The organism is Profundibacter sp. (genome assembly GCF_056498605.1).
Genome location: NZ_JBSMEZ010000022.1, coordinates 42919 through 60474, shown reverse-complemented (window position 1 = coordinate 60474; position 17556 = coordinate 42919). Strand labels below are relative to the sequence as shown.

Here is a 17556-nt window from a genome sequence, read left to right as displayed (position 1 = left end):
CTTAGTGGGTTGCGTGGAAAATGCGGCCCAATGCAGCGGGTGCATTCAGGGTGGAGCGGGATTTGCTGGATGACATGATCACCAGCACAAGGATGGTGACGATATAAGGCGACATGGCAAGGTATTGCACCGGAATACTGACGCCTGCAGTTTGCAGGTTAAACTGCAACACGGTGACGCCGCCAAACAGGTATGCCCCCAGCAGTACGCGCCATGGTTTCCAACTGCCAAAGACCACAATCGCCAGCGCGATCCAGCCTGCCCCTGCAGTCATGCCTTCGGTCCACAAAGGAACCCGCACCAGCGACAGGTACGCCCCGCCAAGCCCCGCGCAGGCGCCGCCGAACATGATAGCAAGGGTGCGGATGCGCACGACTTTGTAGCCCAAGGCGTGTGCGGCATCGTGGTTTTCACCCACCGCTCGCAGGATCAATCCGACACGAGTATATTTCAGCACAGCCCAAGTGGCAGCCACCAGCGCCAGCGCCAGATAAAGCACGGCGTCGTGTTGGAATAGGATCGGGCCAATGACGGGCAGCTCCGACAGGATTGGCAGGTCCAGTGTTGGCACGGGTGGCGGTTTAATGCCGGAATATCCTTTGCCGATCAGCGCCGAAAACCCGAGACCAAACAGGGTCAGGGCAAGGCCCGAGGCCACTTGGTTGGCGAGCAGCGCTTGGGTCAGGAAGGCGAACAGCAACGAAAGCGCAGCACCGGCGGCGGCGGCCCCGATAAAGCCGAGCGTGGCGCTGTTGGTTTCATAGGCCACAGCAAAACCGCAGACAGCGCCGATGATCATCATGCCTTCGACGCCCAGATTCAGCACGCCGGATTTTTCGCAGATCAACTCGCCAATGGCGGCCAGCAGAATAGGGGTGGCCGCGACCATCAGGGAGGCGATCAAAAGGACGGGGTTGATTGCAGACAGGTCCATTACACGGTCTCCTTTTTTTTCAGTCGAATGCGGAAGTTCGACAAAACATCCATCGCGAGCAGGAAGAACAGCAACATCCCCTGAAATGCCTGAATGGCGGGGGCGGGCAGGCCGAGCATCAGCTGGGCAAGGTCGCCACCGATGTATGTCAGTGCCATCAGCAGGCCCGCCAGTAGGATGCCAATAGGATGCAGGCGGCCCAAGAAAGCGACGATGATAGCGGTGTAGCCATAGCCCTGACCGAAGTTTTCGGTCAGTTGTTTGGCAGGGCCGGTGACCTCGAACAGGCCAGCAGCACCTGCCAACACACCGGCAAAGGCAAAGCACATCACGATCAGCGCATTCGGGTTTACCCCGCCAAAACGGGCAGCGCGTGGCGATTGACCCGCAAGGGTTATCTGGTAGCCGATCAGGTGACGGGTCAGCAGGACATAGGCGTAGATCACAGCGATAAAGGCGGCGACAACACCCCAATGCATGCCGCTACCAGCAATCAGTTCGGGGTTGGCGGTGGCCTCGATTTCATTGAAACCGCGCGACCCGGGGAAGCCGTGACCATCGGGGTTTCGCAGCAGGCCGAATGACATCGCTGACAGGATATGTTCGGCGACATAGACCAGCAGCAAGGACACCAGAATTTCGTTGGTATTAAAGCGGGTGCGCAGTATTGCGGGGATCATCGCCCATAGGAACCCGCCTGCGGCACCTGCGATAACCATCAGGGGGAACACATACCAGCCGCTGGCCGGATAGAACGCAAGGCCCACAGCGGCACCGGCGATGGCGCCCATGATGTATTGTCCCTCGGCGCCGATGTTCCAGATGCCCGCCCGAAATCCGAGCGACAGGCCAATGGCAATCAGGATCAACGGCCCTGCCTTGACCAGTAATTGTGGACGCGAATAGGCGGCGAATTGTTCGCTGAATAGAGGATCCCAAAAAATGGTGCGGATGGCCACGACCGGATCATTGCCCAGCACCGCAAACATGATGCCGCCCGCGATCATGGTGGCCAGCACAGCCAAAAGCGGCGTTGCGATGGTCCATACCTTTGACGGCACGGGGCGTTTTTCCAGTCTAAACATGGGCGGTCTCCTCCTCATCCATTCCGCCCAGCATCAGGCCGATTTCTTCGACCGTCAGCCCTTTGGCGGGGCGTGGGCGGGTCAGGTGGCCCTCGTTCAGGGCGCAGAAGTTGTCGGAAATTTCCATCAGTTCATCAAGGTCTTGGGAGATCACGATCACCGCCGCGCCCTTGGCGGCAAGGTCCATCAGCGATTGGCGGATTTGGGCTGCGGCCGAGGCATCAACGCCCCATGTCGGCTGGTTCACCACCAAAACACGCGGGTCTTGTAGGACCTCTCGGCCGATGACAAATTTTTGCAGATTACCACCCGATAGCGCACGGGCAGCGGTGCGTGCGCCCGGGGTGCGCACGTCAAAATCCGCGATCACCTGTTTGGCGAAAGTGCGGGTGGCGGCCCAGTTTACAAAGCCCTTTTTCACCAGGTTTTTGCGGATCGCGCCGGTCAGCAGGGCGTTTTCGGTCAGGCTCATATCGGGCGCAGCGGCGTGGCCCAGCCGTTCTTCGGGGGCGGCCAGAATGCCCAGCTCGCGGCGCGCGTTCGGGCCAAGGTGGCCAACGGCATCGCCATCAAAGCGAACAGTTTCCGGCGTGCTGGGGGTTTCGCCAGACAGGGCCGCCAGCAGTTCGTCCTGCCCGTTGCCAGCCACGCCGCCAATACCCAGAATTTCACCAGCGCGCACCGCCATGTTGACCGATTTCAGCGAGGTGCCGAACTGGGTGGCAGAGGCCACTGAAAGGTCGTTCAATTCCAGCACCACCTCGCCCAACGCGCCCGCATCGCGCAGCGGTTCATGCAGGGCAGAGCCGACCATCATCTCGGCCAGTTCACGCGCTGATTTTTCGCGCGGGTTGCAAGTGTCAACCACCACGCCGTGGCGCAGGATGGTGGCGCTGTCACAGATGTCGCGGATTTCTTCCAGCTTGTGGCTGATATACAGGATTGCGGTGCCTTCCGACGACAATTGGCGCAGGGTGTGGAACAGTACCTCGACCTCTTGCGGGGTTAGCACCGAGGTGGGTTCGTCCATGATCAGCAGCTTGGGCTCTTGCAGCAGACAGCGGATAATCTCGACGCGCTGACGCTCGCCCGCCGACAAATCACCAACCAGACGTTCAGGATCCAGCGGCAGGCCGTAATCATGGCTAACCTTGGTGATGCGGTCTGATAGTTCGCGGTGTTTGGGCGGGTTTTCCATGCCCAGCGATATGTTTTCAGCAACGGTCAGCGCCTCGAACAGGGAAAAATGCTGGAACACCATCGCCACGCCAGCAGCGCGTGCGGCGCGGGGTTTGGGTGGGGAAAACTTTTCCCCCATCAATGTCATGCTGCCGGCATCGGGCCGCACCAACCCGTAGATCATTTTCACCAAAGTGGATTTGCCAGCGCCATTTTCGCCCAGCAGCGCGTGGACCTCGCCCGCATCAATGCCAAACGATACCTTGTCGTTGGCGATCACGCCCGGATAGGCCTTGGTCAGCCCGTCGATGGTCAGCAATCTGTCGGTCATATTTTCCCCGTCCTTTGTGCGATGCCCATTGTGGATTCTATCTGTGCACGCTCCAGCAATAGCCCGTGTGCGATGCCGACGGCAATCGCTTGTGGTTCTTTGCCAAGGGTAGGGTCGCCGATCGGGCAGGTGATGCGGGCGATTTCGGGTTGCGTATAGCCAAGGGTCTCAAGCCGCGTGCCAAACCTTGCCCATTTGGTTTTGGACCCGATCAGGCCTGCGTATGCAAACTTGCGGTTCAGCAGTTGGTGGCAAATTTCAAGATCAATCGCGTGGTCCATCGTCATGATGAAATGATGCGCATTGTCAGGGGCGTGTTTGACTAGGTCTGCCATATTTGCGGCGGTCAATGTGGTAATATTACTGGGCGGTTGCATTGGCAGTCGCGTCGCTTCGGTATCAATCAGGGTGATGTCGAAATCAAGCAGGGGGGCAACGGTTTGGGCCAAGGCACGACCAACGTGACCAGCGCCGAATATCCAGACGGGCGTGACGGTGCGGCTGACGGTTTCGGCCAGCCATCCTGCGGTTAACGTGGGTGCAATGGGTGTGTTTTGTGCGGCGTAGATACGGCGTTGCAGCAAGGCGGGGACGGTGCTTTTGGCCTTTGCATCGACCGGTCGCACAAAAATGTGGGTGTTCGGTAAGGGCAGATTATCAACGTTGAAACGCTCATAAACCAGCATGACGCTGCCGCCGCAACATTGGCCCAGCGTAGGGCCAAGCGGATGGGTGATGTGCGCGGCTTGCGGGCCTGCATCCAGCATTTCACGGGCGCGTTTGGTGGCCTGATATTCTAGCGCACCACCGCCGATGGTGCCTGATTGTCCGTCATGCCATACCAGCATGGTAGCCCCCGCATCGCGCGGGGCTGACCCTTTGGTGCCTGTGACCAGCACCCGCACCACGTTGCCATGCTCAGACACGCTGTTTGCGATCTCTACCAGCCGGAAACTCATGCGCTGGCCTGTTGGCGCATCACGGCCATAAGGACGCGTTCGGGTGTGGCGGGGGCATCTAGCGACGGGTAGGCATCTCCACAAGCCGCCACAGCATTCGACAGCGCCATCAGCGCGGAAATACCGTGCATGAAGGGCGGCTCGCCCACGGCTTTGGAGCGGTAAATCGTGTCTTCGGTATTTTTACCATCCCACAGGTCGACGTTGAATATATCGGGCCTGTCCGAGCAGGCGGGGATTTTATAGGTTGACGGGGCGTGGGTGCGCAGGCGGCCCGCATCGTCCCAAACCAGCTCTTCCATCGTCAGCCATCCAGCGCCCTGAACGTAAGCCCCTTCGACCTGTCCGATGTCCAGATCAGGGTTTAGCGAGGCCCCCGCGTCATGCAGAATATCGCAACGCAGGATGCGGTTTTCACCGGTCAGGGTGTCGATCACCACTTCGGACACCGAGGCCCCATAGGCGAAATACAGGAAGGGCCGTCCGCGCCCTTTGACCCGGTCCCACTGGATTTTAGGCGTCTTGTAGAACCCTGTGGCCGACAGGCTGATCCGCCCCTCATAGGCCAGTTGCGCGGCCTTGGCGAAGGTGAACTGGCGGCGGCCGACCATGACCATGCCATCGGCAAAACTCACATCGGATACCTTTTTACCGTGCTGGCCTGCCAGAAATTCGGCAATGCGTGCGCGCAGGGTTTCGCAAGCGATCTTGACCGCCATGCCATTCAAATCCGAACCCGAGGATGCGGCGGTAGCCGAGGTGTTCGGCACCTTGGCGGTATCGGTCGCGGTAATCTTGATCGTATCAAGCGTCACACCGAACACCGTTGCGGCCACCTGCGCTACCTTCTGGAACAGCCCTTGCCCCATCTCGGTGCCGCCGTGGTTCAGATGCACCGATCCATCCTGATAGATATGCACCAAGGCCCCCGCTTGATTAAGATGCGTCAGGGTGAAACTAATGCCGAATTTCACTGGCGTTAGCGCGATGCCCTTTTTCAGCACGGGGTTGGCGGCATTCCATTTATCAACCGCTGCGCGCCGTGCCTGATAGTCAGACCGATCAACCAGATCGGCAACTAACTCATGCAGTATAAAATCCTCGACTTGCTGCCCGTACGGTGTTTCCTGCGGCTCATGTTTCTTTTTCGCAGAAATATCCCCTGCGCGGAGCGCATAAAAGTTCTTTTGGCGCACGATCAGCGGATCAAGTCCCAGCTCGCCCGCGATATGGTCCATCACTCGCTCAATTCCCAGCATCCCTTGCGGGCCACCAAAGCCGCGATAGGCGGTGGCTGACTGGGTGTTGGTGCGCAAACGGTGGCTTTCAATCCGAATATCGGGCAGATGATAGGCATTGTCGGCGTGCAGCATGGCACGGTCGGCGACAGGCAGGCTCAGGTCTTGAGACCAACCGCAGCGGGCAAGCTGGGTAAACTGGATGCCGATGATTTTACCGTTGTCATCGTAGCCCGCACTATAGGTAATGCGAAAATCATGGCGCTTGCCGGTGATCACCATGTCATCATCGCGGTCATAACGCATTTTGCACGGCTGGCCTGTTTGGGCCGCGATCACGGCGCAGGCCACAGCCAGCGCGTTGCCCTGACTTTCCTTACCGCCAAACCCGCCGCCCATGCGCCGTGTTTCGACCCGCACGGCATTCATCGGTAGACCCAAAGCATGGGATACTTTGTGCTGGATTTCGGTCGGGTGCTGGGTGCTGGAATGAACCAGCATATCACCGCCCTCTTGCGGGAAAACCAGTGCGGCTTGGCCTTCCAGATAGAAGTGTTCCTGACCGCCCATTTCGATACTGCCCGTCAGGATGTTTGGCGCGTTTTTCATTGCCCCGTCTGCATCCCCTTTGGTCCAGATCACCGGCCCGCCCTCGAACCGGCTGTCGGCGGTCATGGCTGCGTCAATCGTCAGCAGTGCAGGTTTTTCGGCATATTCGATTTGTGCCAGTCGCGCGGCTTTGCGCGCCGCAAGGTGGCTGGTGGCGACCACTAGGAATACTGCTTGGCCGACGTAATGCACTGTGTCTGTCGCCAATAACGGCTCGTCATGTGCCGCGGGTGACACGTCGCAATCATGGTGCAAATCACCCGCTGTCAGCACCGAAAGCACGCCGTCAGCGGCGTGCACTGCACTTAGATCCATCGCGGTGATGTCGCCATGCGCCACGGTGGACAGACCAAAGGCCAGATGCAGGCAGTTCGCGGGTGTCGGGATGTCGTCGATATAGCGCGCTTGGCCGTTTACATGCAGGGGTGCTGCGTCATGGGGCAGGGGCTTGCCAACACTCATGGTGTCACCTCCAACACGTTTGTAGCGGTGCCTTCGCGCTCATGAAACAGGCGGGTCAGCATGTTTCGCGCGGCTTCCAGACGGTAGTCTGCCGAGGCCCGCATATCAGACATCGGGGTGTAATCCTGCGCAAATCCGGCGCGGGCGGCGTTGATGGTTTCTATGGTCCACGGCTGGCCAACCAGGGCGCTTTCAACGTGGGTTGCGCGGGCGGGCGTGCCGGCCATGCCGCCAAATGCGATGCGGGCTGCGGTGATTTTACCTGCCTTAACGGTGATGTTGAAACAGCCACAAACGGCGGAAATATCCTGATCAAAGCGTTTGGACAGTTTGTAACAATGCAGATCATCGGGCTGGCGCGGGATGGTGATGGCCTCCACGAACTCGCCCTCGGTGCGGTCTTGTTTGCCATAAGCGACAAAGAAATCCTCGAGCGGGATTTCGCGGCGCTCCTTACCACGGCGCAAATGCAGCGTGGCGTTTAGCGCGATCAGGGCGGGCGGGCCGTCGCCGATGGGCGATCCGTTGGCGATATTGCCGCCGATGGTGGCGGCGTTGCGGATCTGGGTTGAAGCATAGCGGCGCAGCATGGCGGCGAACGAGGGGTGATGCGTGGCCATCTGGGTTTCAAGATCGGCAATCGTGACACCTGCGCCAATGCGGATTGCATCATCGGTGACGGTGATCTGGGCGATCTCGGTAATACCGTTCAGAAACGCGACATTGGGCAGATCATCCAGCCGTTTGGTCAGCCATAGGCCAACGTCAGTAGCCCCGCCAATCAGCGTGGCGTCGGGGTTGGCCATATACCAGTCAGCCAATGCGCCTGTCGTTGTCGGGGTGTAGGGCGGTGTGGGGCCGGTGAGGGCTGCCAGTGCCGCCCTATCCTCAACCATCCAGTCGGGCACGGGGGTATCTACAACAGCCTCTGCCGCGCGGATGATCGGGGCGTAACCGGTGCAACGGCACAGGTTTCCTGCCAGTTGTTCGTCATGGTTTTTGGCGCCGTTCACGTGACCAACCGCCAGCGACACCACGATGCCCGGTGTGCAAAACCCACATTGCGATCCGTGATGTTTGACCATTGCGTCCTGCACTGGATGTGGGGTGCCGTCGGGGGCGCTGATGCCCTCAATCGTGCGCACGGCTTTGCCATGCAGTTGCGGCAACAACAGGATGCAGGCGTTCAGGGCGCGGGTGCCGTCGGCATCCGTGACCATCACAGTGCAAGCGCCACAATCGCCCTCGTTACAGCCTTCTTTGGTGCCGGTCAGGTGCCTGGTTTCCCGCAGCCAATCCAGTAAAGTGCGGGTCAACGGCTGGCCTGTGACGCGCATAGCTTCTCCGTTTAGAAGAAATACGATGTCAGACATTTGAATTTCCGTGCCGCGTTCTTTTCCACCCTAGCCATTCGCAGGCCCGCTCGATGCGACGTAAAGCGGGGGTGCGACTGTTTGACCACGTTCAAGCAAAGCCGATACGCAACACCAAAGCAATATATTTCTTTATATTACGGCCCATCTACGGTATTCAATTGCATACTGAGAATGGTAAGGCTTTGATATAGTGGATAAGATCATGAAGATTTGCGAATTACATCATGTGCAGTTGGCAATGCCCAAAGGTCAGGAAGAGGCTGCTATCGCGTTTTACGAAGGGCTGTTGGGATTGACCGAGGTGGCAAAGCCGCCGATTCTGGCCACAAGGGGTGGCGTGTGGTTTGAGCGCGGTGAGGTGCGGCTGCATCTGGGTGTCGAGGATGATTTCCGGCCCGCCCGCAAAGCACATCCGGCGTTTGAGGTGGACGGGGTTGTAGATCTTTTGGCGTATCTGGAGGCTGAAGGTGTCGAGGTGGTGCGGGACGCAAACCTGCCGGGGTATGTGCGGGGCTATGTGGAAGACCCGTTTGGCAACCGGATTGAATTGCTGGAGCAGATTACAGGCGGTTAACGGTTTTCAAACCTCGCCACACTGGCTAGGTTCATCAAATGTCTGATCCCCGATTCATCCATTTGCGTGTCCACAGCCAGTATTCCCTGCTGGAAGGGGCTGTGCCTGTCAAAAAACTGATGGGGCTTGTCGAAAAACACAACATGCCCGCCGTGGCGCTGACCGACACTAACAATATGTTTGCGGCACTCGAATTTTCGGTCACGGCGCTAGACGCAGGGGTGCAGCCGATTGTTGGATGCCAAGTGGATTTCACCTATGATCCGGCAGAGGTCGGTGAAAAGCCGCGCGCACCTGCGGGGCTGGTATTATTGGCTCAAAACGAGCAGGGCTATCTGAACCTGATGAAGTTGAATTCCTGTCTGTATCTGGAAGCGGACGGGCAATTGCCGCAGGTTTCTACCGATGATCTGGTGCAGTATTCAGAAGGGTTGATTTGCCTGACAGGGGGGGCGGAAGGTCCGTTTGGGCGATTGCTGTTGACGGCCCAACGCCCCAAAGCGCAAGCCCTGATGAAGCGGCTGGCGACGATATTCCCTGACCGTTTGTACGTAGAACTACAGCGCCACCCCGGCGAGGGCGGGCAATGCACCGAGGCGGAACGCACCAGTGAACGGGCCTTGATCGAGATGGCATACGCGATGGATTTGCCGCTGGTGGCGACCAATGATGTTTATTTCCCAAGAACCGAAATGTATGAAGCGCATGATGCGTTGTTGTGCATTGCGGACGGTGCCTATGTGGACCAGCAGGAACCCCGCCGCCGCCTGACACCGCAGCATTATTTCAAATCCCAAGAGGAAATGGTGACGCTGTTCGCCGACCTGCCCGAGGCCGTGGCCAACACCGTTGAAATCGCCAAACGCTGCGCTTTTGCCACCTACCGTCGCGACCCGATCCTGCCGAAATTTGCCGATGACGAAGTGGTTGAACTGCGCCGTCAGGCCGAAGCGGGACTGAAGGAGCGCCTTGCGGTGATCCCCCATTCCGCCGAAGTTTCGGAATACGAGGCGCGGCTGGATTTTGAGCTGGGCATCATTGAGGGCATGGGGTTCCCCGGGTATTTCCTGATCGTGGCCGATTTCATTAAATACGCTATTGATGAAAACATTCCTGTTGGGCCGGGCCGTGGGTCTGGTGCGGGCTCGCTAGTGGCCTATTCGTTGAAAATCACCGACCTTGATCCGCTGCGCTATAACCTGCTGTTTGAGCGGTTCCTGAACCCCGAACGGGTGTCGATGCCCGATTTCGATATCGACTTTTGTATGGATCGGCGCGAAGAGGTGATCCGTTATGTGCAGGAGAAATATGGACGCGACAAGGTGGGGCAGATCATCACCTTTGGCGCGCTTTTGTCCAAGGCCGCGGTGCGCGATATTGGCCGCGTTTTGCAGATGCCCTATGGACAGGTTGACCGTCTGAGTAAGCTGATCCCTGTTGAAGGGGTCAAGCCGGTTTCGATCGAAAAGGCATTGGCAGATGAGCCGCGTCTGCGCGAGGAAGCCAAGGCCGAAGAGGTGGTCGCGCGGCTGCTGAATTATGGCCAACAGGTCGAGGGGTTGTTGCGTAATGCTTCCACCCACGCTGCCGGTGTGGTGATCGGGGATCGCCCGATTGATGAATTGGTGCCGTTGTATCAAGACCCGCGTTCCGACATGCCCGCAACCCAGTTCAACATGAAATGGGTCGAGCAGGCCGGGCTGGTCAAGTTCGACTTTTTGGGCCTTAAAACCCTAACGGTGATTCAGAACGCGCTGGACCTGTTGAAACTGCGCGGCGTTAACATCGATATCGGGCAAATCCCGCTGGACGACGAGGCGACCTACAAGCTCTACGCCTCGGCCAAAACCGTGGCTGTGTTTCAGGTGGAATCCAGCGGTATGATGGACGCGCTAAAGCGGATGAAACCGACCTGCATCGAGGACATCGTGGCGCTGGTGGCGTTGTATCGCCCCGGTCCGATGGAAAATATTCCGACCTATTGCGAGGTCAAGAACGGGCTGCGCGAACGCGAGTCCGTGCATCCGCTGATTGATCACCTGCTGGAAGAAACCCAAGGCATTATCGTCTATCAGGAGCAGGTGATGCAGATCGCTCAGGTGATGGCCGGGTATTCGCTGGGCGGCGCTGATCTGTTGCGCCGTGCGATGGGTAAAAAGATCGCCGAGGAAATGGCCAAGGAGCGGCCCAAGTTTGAAAAAGGCGCCATGGAAAACGGCGTCGACAAGAAGAAAGCCAGCGAGGTTTTCGATCTGTTGGAAAAATTCGCCAACTACGGGTTCAACAAATCCCACGCGGCGGCCTATGCGGTGGTCAGCTATCAAACTGGTTATCTAAAGGCGAATTATCCGGTCGAATTTATGGCCGGAGTGATGAACTGCGATATCCATCTGACCGACAAGTTGGGCGTTTATAAAGAAGAGATTACCAAGGGGCTGGAGCTGTAGATTGTGCTGCCTTGCGTGAATGCCTCGGAGGCGATGTTCAGTGTGGCGGATGGCAAGGTGGTTTACGGGCTTGGCGGTCTTAAAAACGTCGGGGTCGAAGCGATGCGCCTGATCGTTGAGGCGCGGGGCGAAACTGCATTCGCCACATTGTTCGATTTCGCGCGACGGGTGGATATGAAACGCGTCGGCAAACGCCCACTGGAAATGCTGGCCCGCGCGGGTGCCTTTGACGTGCTGGATCGCAATCGTGCGCGGGTGTTTGGCAGTCTGGAGCCTTTAGTGTCCTATTCCGCGGCGATCCACGAGCAACGCAACTCTAATCAGGTTTCGCTGTTTGGCGAAGCAGGCGATGATTTACCCGAGCCACGGCTGATTAAGGTCGAGGATTGGTTGCCCAATGAACGGCTGTCCGAAGAGCATAAGGCAGTTGGGTTTTACCTGTCGGGTCACCCGCTGGACGATTACATGGTGCCGCTCAAACGCAAGGGCGTGATGACGCTGTCCGAGGTTGAACGCAAAGCCGAGATGGGCGCATGTATGGTTAAAATGGCGGGGGCCGTGGCCAGTAAACAGGAACGTAAATCGGCACGGGGCAACCGGTTTGCCTTTGTGCAATTGTCTGACCCGACTGGATTGTATGAGGTGACGGTGTTTTCCGACACGCTGGAAGCCGCGCGCGATTTGCTGGATGCGGGCAACAGCGTGGTTCTGACCGTCGAGGCGACAATGGAGAGCGAGCAGTTGAAACTGTTGGCGCGCGGGGTTCAAGCGGTAGATGGGGTGGCCGCCGAAGCCGGATCAATGGGATTGCGGGTGTTCGTCGAGAGCGCCGAGGCGGTGGCGTCTGTGGCGTCTGTTCTGGATCGGGCGGTCAAGGATGGCACATCACGCAGCGGCGGGCCGGTGGTTTTCTGCCTAACTGACGCCGCCCTGCCAGGAGAGGTTGAGATTTCGCTGGCAAAGGATTATCCGGTAAACCCACAGATCAAAGGGGCAATCAAAAGCCTTGGTGGTGTGGTGACGGTAGAGGAATTCTAGCAAATGCGGATTGGTATTTTCATATTGGCCCTGATTGGCCTTGCTGGTTGTCTGGGGCCGGTTGACCTGCCGTTACTGTCAGATGTGGAACTGGCCGAGGGGGCACCAGAAAGCGGGCTTGTAGCACCGGATGCCGCGGCCCCGAACACTGTGCTGGAAGAATTGCAAAGCGTCGAGAGTGTGCCTGAGATTTCGGCTGAACAGGCTGTGGTGACCGAGCCTGTAAAACCGCGCCGTGGATTTGCGGCGTTGTTCGGGCGGCGGGCAAAGCCTGCCCAGGAGACTGCGCCGAACGTGGTTGAGGAACCCGCCATTGCCGAGGGTGTTGCAGCTACCGCGCCACAAGCCGTTGGTGTTGCTAGCGACGAAACCGTTGCTGTGGCCCCGACAGAAGCCGATGAAAACGTGGTGGTTGCCTTAGCCGAGCCACAAGAAGTTATGCAACCGCGTCGCAAACGCAACGGGCTGTTCGGTCCACGCCGCGCCAAACCCAGCCAGTTCCCACAAGTTGCACCGGGTGTGGTTCTGCCATATGGCCAGATTGGTCTTGCTTGCGGTATCCGTGGCAATGCGCTGGGCAAGGAGGTGGACCGCTTTCCCGAACGTGGCAAAGGTTATAAATTATACGACAGCAACCCATCAACAACCGGCCCGCGCACGCATTTTATTACCGGTTTCAAAGACGGCTGCCCGCGCCAGTTTACGGCCTCGCTTGCGTTGCTGGATTCACCCATTCTACATGAACAGCTTCTTTCAGTCGAGAGCAGCGGCGCCCAACACTCGACCGCCGCCGACATTGCCTTTCAAAAATTCAGAGCCAAGGCTTGCCGGACGGGCCCAGGCAAGGCCTGCCCAGAAAAGCGCATTGGCGAGATGGAAAAAACAATGGCTTTTGTGACGACCTATGAGCGGTTCGGTGGCAATGCCAACTGGACCGAAATATTGCTGCACAACGGGGAGATTGCAGCCAATTCGGTGCAAACCCCGTAAAAGCGCTACCAATGTGGCGGGCGTTGATCGCCTAGGGTCACGCTGCCGCCTGCATCCGCCTCGCGGCTGGCTTCGCGCTCCATCAGCATACGCACGCGATTGGTCAGAAGGGCGAGTTCACCCTCTTGGCGGGCGATGATATCCGACAGGTCATCGACTACGCGGGTCAGGTGGGCGATTTGTTCTTCCAACGGGTTGATTTGATTATTGCTCATGGGTCCTGTGTTACATGCCAATCGGGGGTAAAAACAAGGGTGTGATTGATTGAAGTCATTGACCCGGTGGTGCCCATTTGACAGGCTGGCGTCAGGAATTTCAACGTTATGAAGGGCGGGAAAATGAACACTGTAACAATCCTTAAAATCTGCGCTGCTGCAGCCGTTGCGGTGGCAATCACCGCACCCGCAATCTGGGCCTATTCCGGTGAAAACTATGTGGTGTGTAACCTGAACCCGAATGGCGATAATTTTCTGGCATTGCGCACTTGTGGGTCAACCAAATGCAACATGACCCATAAACTGGGACCGAATACATTTTTGCTAACGATGGAGCCGACAGCCGAAAACAATTGGCGCGAAGTGATCGTGTTGGACGGGCTTCAGGATGACAGCTATTCCGGCGCATCGGGTTGGGTGTACGACAAATATATCTGCGAGGTCAGCTATTAATTTCTGGATGATCGCTGTGGCGATTGCAGCTATGATGCCTGCAATCGCCACCGCCCATTCGGGCGAGTCCTATGTGGTGTGTAATCTGGACCCGAACGGTGATCATTTTCTAGCGTTGCGGGCCTGCGGCGCAACAAAATGCGAGATGCTGATGAAACTGGGGCCGAACGTCGGCCTGTTGGCGATTGAGCCCTATTCCGGCAGCCGATGGCGTGAGGTGACGGTGCGCAGTGGCGCGCTGATGTTGCCGATTGGCCCAGATGGCTGGGTCTATGACAAATATATCTGCGAAGTGGCGGACTAAACCCACGCCCGCCTTGCCCCCAATCGCCCCTTTGGGTAAACGCATCACGCAAGATAACCCGCAAGATAGCCCAAAGGGACCCGTCATGGCCAAAGTGAAAAAACAGCCCCGCCCAAAGGCGCTCCCGCCCAAAGGCTTTCGTGATTATTTCGGTGAAGAGATTGCCGAGCGCAAAGCGATGCTGGATGCGATTGCGGCTGTGTATCATCAATACGGGTTCGAGGCGCTGGAATCAGCGGCGGTGGAAACCGTCGAGGCGCTGGGCAAATTCCTGCCCGATGTGGATCGCCCGAATGAAGGCGTGTTTGCATGGCAAGAGGATGAAAAGGACTGGCTGGCGTTGCGGTATGACCTGACGGCGCCATTGGCACGGGTTTATGCGCAGCACCGCAATGATTTGCCGTCGCCCTATCGGCGCTTTGCGATGGGCCCGGTTTGGCGCAATGAAAAGCCGGGGCCGGGGCGGTTTCGGCAGTTTTATCAATGCGATGCGGATACTGTGGGTTCGGCAAGCATGGCGGCGGACGCCGAGATTTGCGCGATGCTGGCGGATACGCTCGAGGTGGTTGGCATTCCGCGTGGTGACTACATAATTCGTGTGAACAACCGCAAGGTTTTGGATGGGGTGATGGAGGTGGCTGGCGTGCTGGATCCGTCTGATCCCGATAAATTCGCCCATGAGCGCGGTATTGTTTTGCGTGCGATTGATAAGTTGGACCGGCTGGGGCCGGATGGTGTGCGTGCGCTGTTGGGTGAGGGGCGCAAGGACGAAAGCGGCGATTATACGGATGGTGCGGGTATGGCTGCGGATCAGGCCGAGGTTGTCATGGGTTTCATGGCGGCCAAGGACCAGGATGGTGCAACCACGGTTGCGCGCCTGCGTGAACTGGTTGGCGCGTCGGTTGTTGGCAACGAGGGTGTGGACGAGCTGGAAACCATCGTCGAGTTGCTCACGGCCCAAGGATATGGCCCTGACCGCATCGTCATTGACCCTTCCGTGGTGCGTGGTCTTGGCTATTACACCGGACCCGTTTACGAGGCCGAACTGACGTTCGAGATCACCGACGAGAAGGGGCGCAAACAGCAGTTCGGCTCGGTCGCGGGTGGCGGGCGGTACGATGATCTGGTTAAGCGGTTCACCGGACAAGCGGTGCCTGCAACGGGTATTTCCATTGGCGTGGATCGTTTGCTTGCAGCACTGCGGGCCAAGGGGCGCGGTGTGGCTAAATCCGTTGGCCCTGTGGTGGTGACGGTGATGGACCGCGACCGGATGGCGGATTATCAGACAATGGTGGCTGAACTGCGGGGCGCGGGGATCCGTGCCGAGGTTTATCTGGGTAACCCAAAGAATTTTGGCAACCAGTTGAAGTATGCCGACAAGCGGGCATCCCCCGTGGCGGTGATAGAGGGTGGTGACGAGCATGAGCGCGGCGTTGTGCAGATCAAGGACTTGATCCTAGGCGCGAAGATTGCCGAGAACGCCACGCTTGAGGAATGGAAATCCTTGCCCTCGCAATACGAAGTTCCGCGCACAGAGCTGGTGGCCAAGGTGCGCGAAATCATAGCGCTACACGAGGCAGAGTGATGACACCCAAAGCCGATACACGCTATGAGGCGTCGCGTCTGTTGGGCTTCTTTGAAGCCAATGGTGCGCTGGCCGTTGAAACCGATATCCTGCAACCCGCCGAGGTGTTGCTGGACCTCTATGGCGAGGACATCCGTGCGCGGGCTTATGTGACGTCGGACGCGTTGCGGGGTGAACAAATGTTGCGGCCCGATTTTACTGTGCCCGTGGTGCAAATGCATATGGAGCACGGGGCCGAACCTGCGCGATATGCGTATGCGGGCGAGGTGTTTCGCCGTCAGGAAGAGGACATTACACGGCCCAGCGAATTCATGCAGGTCGGCTACGAGGTGTTTGACCGCGAGAACCCTGCGGCAGCGGATGCCGAGGTGTTTGCCCTGTTCAAAGAGGTGTTGGCACCTTTGGGATTGCGGGTTGCAACCGGCGACATGGGCATTCTGATGGCGGCGGTGCGGGGGCTGTCAACGACGGACCGGCGCAAGGCAGCGTTATTGCGCCACATTTGGCGACCAAAGCGGTTTCGGGCGTTGTTGGAACGGTTCGGCGGCAAGGTGAAAGTGCCAGCGGCGCGGGCGGCTTTGTTGGCGTCCGAGGATGCGTTGGCAGATGCAGCACCATTCAACGGGTTGCGCAGCAGAGGCGAGATAGAAGCGCGGATCACAGCCCTGAAAGCTGACGCCGCACAGCCGCCAATTTCCGATGGTGAGGCCGCAATTCTGGACGACATCCTGAGTTTAAGGGAAAAGGCGCCGATGGTGTTGGAACGGCTGCGCGATATTGCAGTTGACCTGCCTGCAATCACACCAGCGGTTGAAATGATGGACGCCCGCCTGACTGCGATGACGTCGCGCGGTGTGGATGTGGATGCACTGGATTTTGAAGGCTCATACGGGCGCACTTCGCTGGAATATTACGACGGGTTTGTGTTTGGTTTTTACGCTGAAGCGCGGCCTGATTTACCTGCTGTCGCGTCAGGTGGACGATACGATGCACTGACCCGCGTGCTGGGGCAGGGGCGCAGTATTCCGGCTGTGGGCGGGGTGATCCGGCCTGAACTGGTGTTGGCGCTGGGGGATCGGACATGACTGTGAAATTGGGCGTGCCCTCCAAGGGGCGGTTGATGGAAAAGACGTTTGGCTGGTTTGGCAAACGCGGCATTGGGCTGCGGCGCACGGGATCAGACCGCGAGTATGCGGCGGCGGTGGACGGGGTCGAGGGCGTTGAACTGGTGCTGCTTTCGGCTGGCGAAATCCCGCGTGAACTGGCGGCGGGGCGCATCCATTTGGGCGTGACTGGTTCCGATCTGGTGCGCGAAAAACTGGCGGCGTGGGATGCCCAGGTTGATGAGGTGCAGTTGATGGGGTTTGGCCATGCCGACTTGATCATTGCGGTGCCCAAATGCTGGGTCGATGTGGATACTTTGGATGATCTGGATGCAGCGGCGGCGGCGTTTCGTAAGGTGCATGGGTTCCGGATGCGGGTGGCCACGAAATACCACCGATTGGTGCGGGAATTTTTGCGCGACAACGGGGTTGCGGATTATCAGTTGGTGGATAGCCAAGGGGCGACCGAGGGCACGGTGAAGAATGAAACTGCCGAGGCTGTGGCGGATATTACATCCAGCGGCGAGACGTTGCGGGCGAACCATTTGAAGCTGCTATCGGACGGGTTGGTGCATAAATCGCAGGCGACTTTGTTCCGGTCCCGAAAGGCGGTGCTGTCAGATCAGGACCGTGTAGCGCTGGCGGCAATGCTGGAAAAATTGGCCTGAAGGGGT

16 protein-coding genes are annotated in these 17556 nt (G+C 58.4%); 9 read left to right on the top strand and 7 right to left on the bottom strand.

Annotation, left to right across the window (positions count from 1 at the left end):
• Position 1: 1 nt before the first annotated feature.
• Genes ACWB12_RS02390 through xdhA form a run of 6 tightly spaced genes read right to left on the bottom strand, consistent with a single transcriptional unit; the run spans position 2 to position 8170 of the window.
• Positions 2-934 carry an ABC transporter permease gene (locus ACWB12_RS02390; protein WP_479528461.1) on the bottom strand — a complete coding sequence of 311 codons (933 nt, stop codon included), beginning with the start codon at positions 932-934 and terminating at the stop codon, positions 2-4.
• Positions 934-2019: an ABC transporter permease gene (locus ACWB12_RS02385; RefSeq protein ID WP_479528460.1), complete on the bottom strand. Its 1086-nt coding sequence runs from the start codon at positions 2017-2019 to the stop codon at positions 934-936. The genes ACWB12_RS02390 and ACWB12_RS02385 overlap by 1 nt, the downstream gene beginning before the upstream one ends.
• Positions 2012-3529 (bottom strand): ABC transporter ATP-binding protein, encoded by a 1518-nt coding sequence (locus tag ACWB12_RS02380; protein ID WP_479528459.1) that lies wholly within the window; start codon positions 3527-3529, stop codon positions 2012-2014. The genes ACWB12_RS02385 and ACWB12_RS02380 overlap by 8 nt, the downstream gene beginning before the upstream one ends.
• The gene (xdhC, locus tag ACWB12_RS02375) at positions 3526-4488 is read right to left on the bottom strand and encodes a xanthine dehydrogenase accessory protein XdhC (RefSeq protein ID WP_479528458.1); all 963 of its coding nucleotides are present in this window, start codon (positions 4486-4488) and stop codon (positions 3526-3528) included. The genes ACWB12_RS02380 and xdhC overlap by 4 nt, the downstream gene beginning before the upstream one ends.
• Positions 4485-6797: a xanthine dehydrogenase molybdopterin binding subunit gene (gene xdhB, locus ACWB12_RS02370; RefSeq protein WP_479528457.1), complete on the bottom strand. Its 2313-nt coding sequence runs from the start codon at positions 6795-6797 to the stop codon at positions 4485-4487. Before xdhB ends, xdhC begins: the two co-directional genes overlap by 4 nt.
• Positions 6794-8170, bottom strand: a complete 1377-nt coding sequence (gene xdhA / locus ACWB12_RS02365; protein WP_479528456.1) for a xanthine dehydrogenase small subunit — start codon at positions 8168-8170, stop codon at positions 6794-6796. The genes xdhB and xdhA overlap by 4 nt, the downstream gene beginning before the upstream one ends.
• Positions 8171-8363: 193 nt before the next feature.
• On the opposite strand from xdhA, the gene ACWB12_RS02360 reads away from it, so the two are divergent.
• Genes ACWB12_RS02360 through ACWB12_RS02345 form a run of 4 tightly spaced genes read left to right on the top strand, consistent with a single transcriptional unit; the run spans position 8364 to position 13222 of the window.
• Positions 8364-8747 carry a VOC family protein gene (locus ACWB12_RS02360; protein ID WP_479528455.1) on the top strand — a complete coding sequence of 128 codons (384 nt, stop codon included), beginning with the start codon at positions 8364-8366 and terminating at the stop codon, positions 8745-8747.
• A 38-nt stretch (positions 8748-8785) separates the two neighbouring features.
• Positions 8786-11194: a DNA polymerase III subunit alpha gene (gene dnaE / locus ACWB12_RS02355; RefSeq protein WP_479528454.1), complete on the top strand. Its 2409-nt coding sequence runs from the start codon at positions 8786-8788 to the stop codon at positions 11192-11194.
• 3 nt (positions 11195-11197) lie between these two features.
• Positions 11198-12232 carry a helix-hairpin-helix domain-containing protein gene (locus ACWB12_RS02350; protein WP_479528453.1) on the top strand — a complete coding sequence of 345 codons (1035 nt, stop codon included), beginning with the start codon at positions 11198-11200 and terminating at the stop codon, positions 12230-12232.
• 3 nt (positions 12233-12235) lie between these two features.
• Complete coding sequence (locus ACWB12_RS02345; RefSeq protein ID WP_479528452.1) at positions 12236-13222, top strand: hypothetical protein; 987 nt, start codon at positions 12236-12238, stop codon at positions 13220-13222.
• Between the two features lie 5 nt (positions 13223-13227).
• Here the strand turns inward: ACWB12_RS02345 and ACWB12_RS02340 are convergent, their stop codons facing one another.
• Entirely contained in the window at positions 13228-13437 is a 210-nt protein-coding gene (locus ACWB12_RS02340; protein WP_479528451.1) for a SlyX family protein, read from the bottom strand.
• Between the two features lie 123 nt (positions 13438-13560).
• Here ACWB12_RS02340 and ACWB12_RS02335 point away from each other — a divergent pair, with 123 nt between their 5' ends.
• From ACWB12_RS02335 to hisG, 5 genes are all read left to right on the top strand, one after another.
• On the top strand, positions 13561-13890 hold the full coding sequence (locus ACWB12_RS02335) for a hypothetical protein (protein WP_479528450.1): 330 nt from the start codon (positions 13561-13563) through the stop codon (positions 13888-13890).
• A gap of 16 nt (positions 13891-13906) precedes the next feature.
• Complete coding sequence (locus ACWB12_RS02330) at positions 13907-14194, top strand: hypothetical protein (protein ID WP_479528449.1); 288 nt, start codon at positions 13907-13909, stop codon at positions 14192-14194.
• Positions 14195-14279: 85 nt separating this feature from the next.
• Positions 14280-15779 carry a histidine--tRNA ligase gene (hisS, locus tag ACWB12_RS02325; RefSeq protein WP_479528448.1) on the top strand — a complete coding sequence of 500 codons (1500 nt, stop codon included), beginning with the start codon at positions 14280-14282 and terminating at the stop codon, positions 15777-15779.
• Positions 15779-16864 carry an ATP phosphoribosyltransferase regulatory subunit gene (locus ACWB12_RS02320; RefSeq protein ID WP_479528447.1) on the top strand — a complete coding sequence of 362 codons (1086 nt, stop codon included), beginning with the start codon at positions 15779-15781 and terminating at the stop codon, positions 16862-16864. Before hisS ends, ACWB12_RS02320 begins: the two co-directional genes overlap by 1 nt.
• Positions 16861-17550, top strand: coding sequence for an ATP phosphoribosyltransferase (hisG, locus tag ACWB12_RS02315; RefSeq protein WP_479528446.1), 690 nt, complete (start codon positions 16861-16863; stop codon positions 17548-17550). Before ACWB12_RS02320 ends, hisG begins: the two co-directional genes overlap by 4 nt.
• Positions 17551-17556: the final 6 nt, after the last annotated feature.

Coding starts and splice junctions, on each gene's coding strand:
- ACWB12_RS02390 (WP_479528461.1), bottom strand. CDS start 934: ATGGACCTGTCTGCAATCAACCCCGTCCTTTTGATCGCCTCCCTGATG.
- xdhB (WP_479528457.1), bottom strand. CDS start 6,797: ATGAGTGTTGGCAAGCCCCTGCCCCATGACGCAGCACCCCTGCATGTA.
- ACWB12_RS02385 (WP_479528460.1), bottom strand. CDS start 2,019: ATGTTTAGACTGGAAAAACGCCCCGTGCCGTCAAAGGTATGGACCATC.
- hisG (WP_479528446.1), top strand. CDS start 16,861: ATGACTGTGAAATTGGGCGTGCCCTCCAAGGGGCGGTTGATGGAAAAG.
- hisS (WP_479528448.1), top strand. CDS start 14,280: ATGGCCAAAGTGAAAAAACAGCCCCGCCCAAAGGCGCTCCCGCCCAAA.
- ACWB12_RS02335 (WP_479528450.1), top strand. CDS start 13,561: ATGAACACTGTAACAATCCTTAAAATCTGCGCTGCTGCAGCCGTTGCG.
- ACWB12_RS02380 (WP_479528459.1), bottom strand. CDS start 3,529: ATGACCGACAGATTGCTGACCATCGACGGGCTGACCAAGGCCTATCCG.
- ACWB12_RS02340 (WP_479528451.1), bottom strand. CDS start 13,437: ATGAGCAATAATCAAATCAACCCGTTGGAAGAACAAATCGCCCACCTG.
- ACWB12_RS02345 (WP_479528452.1), top strand. CDS start 12,236: ATGCGGATTGGTATTTTCATATTGGCCCTGATTGGCCTTGCTGGTTGT.
- ACWB12_RS02320 (WP_479528447.1), top strand. CDS start 15,779: ATGACACCCAAAGCCGATACACGCTATGAGGCGTCGCGTCTGTTGGGC.
- xdhA (WP_479528456.1), bottom strand. CDS start 8,170: ATGTCTGACATCGTATTTCTTCTAAACGGAGAAGCTATGCGCGTCACA.
- xdhC (WP_479528458.1), bottom strand. CDS start 4,488: ATGAGTTTCCGGCTGGTAGAGATCGCAAACAGCGTGTCTGAGCATGGC.
- dnaE (WP_479528454.1), top strand. CDS start 8,786: ATGTCTGATCCCCGATTCATCCATTTGCGTGTCCACAGCCAGTATTCC.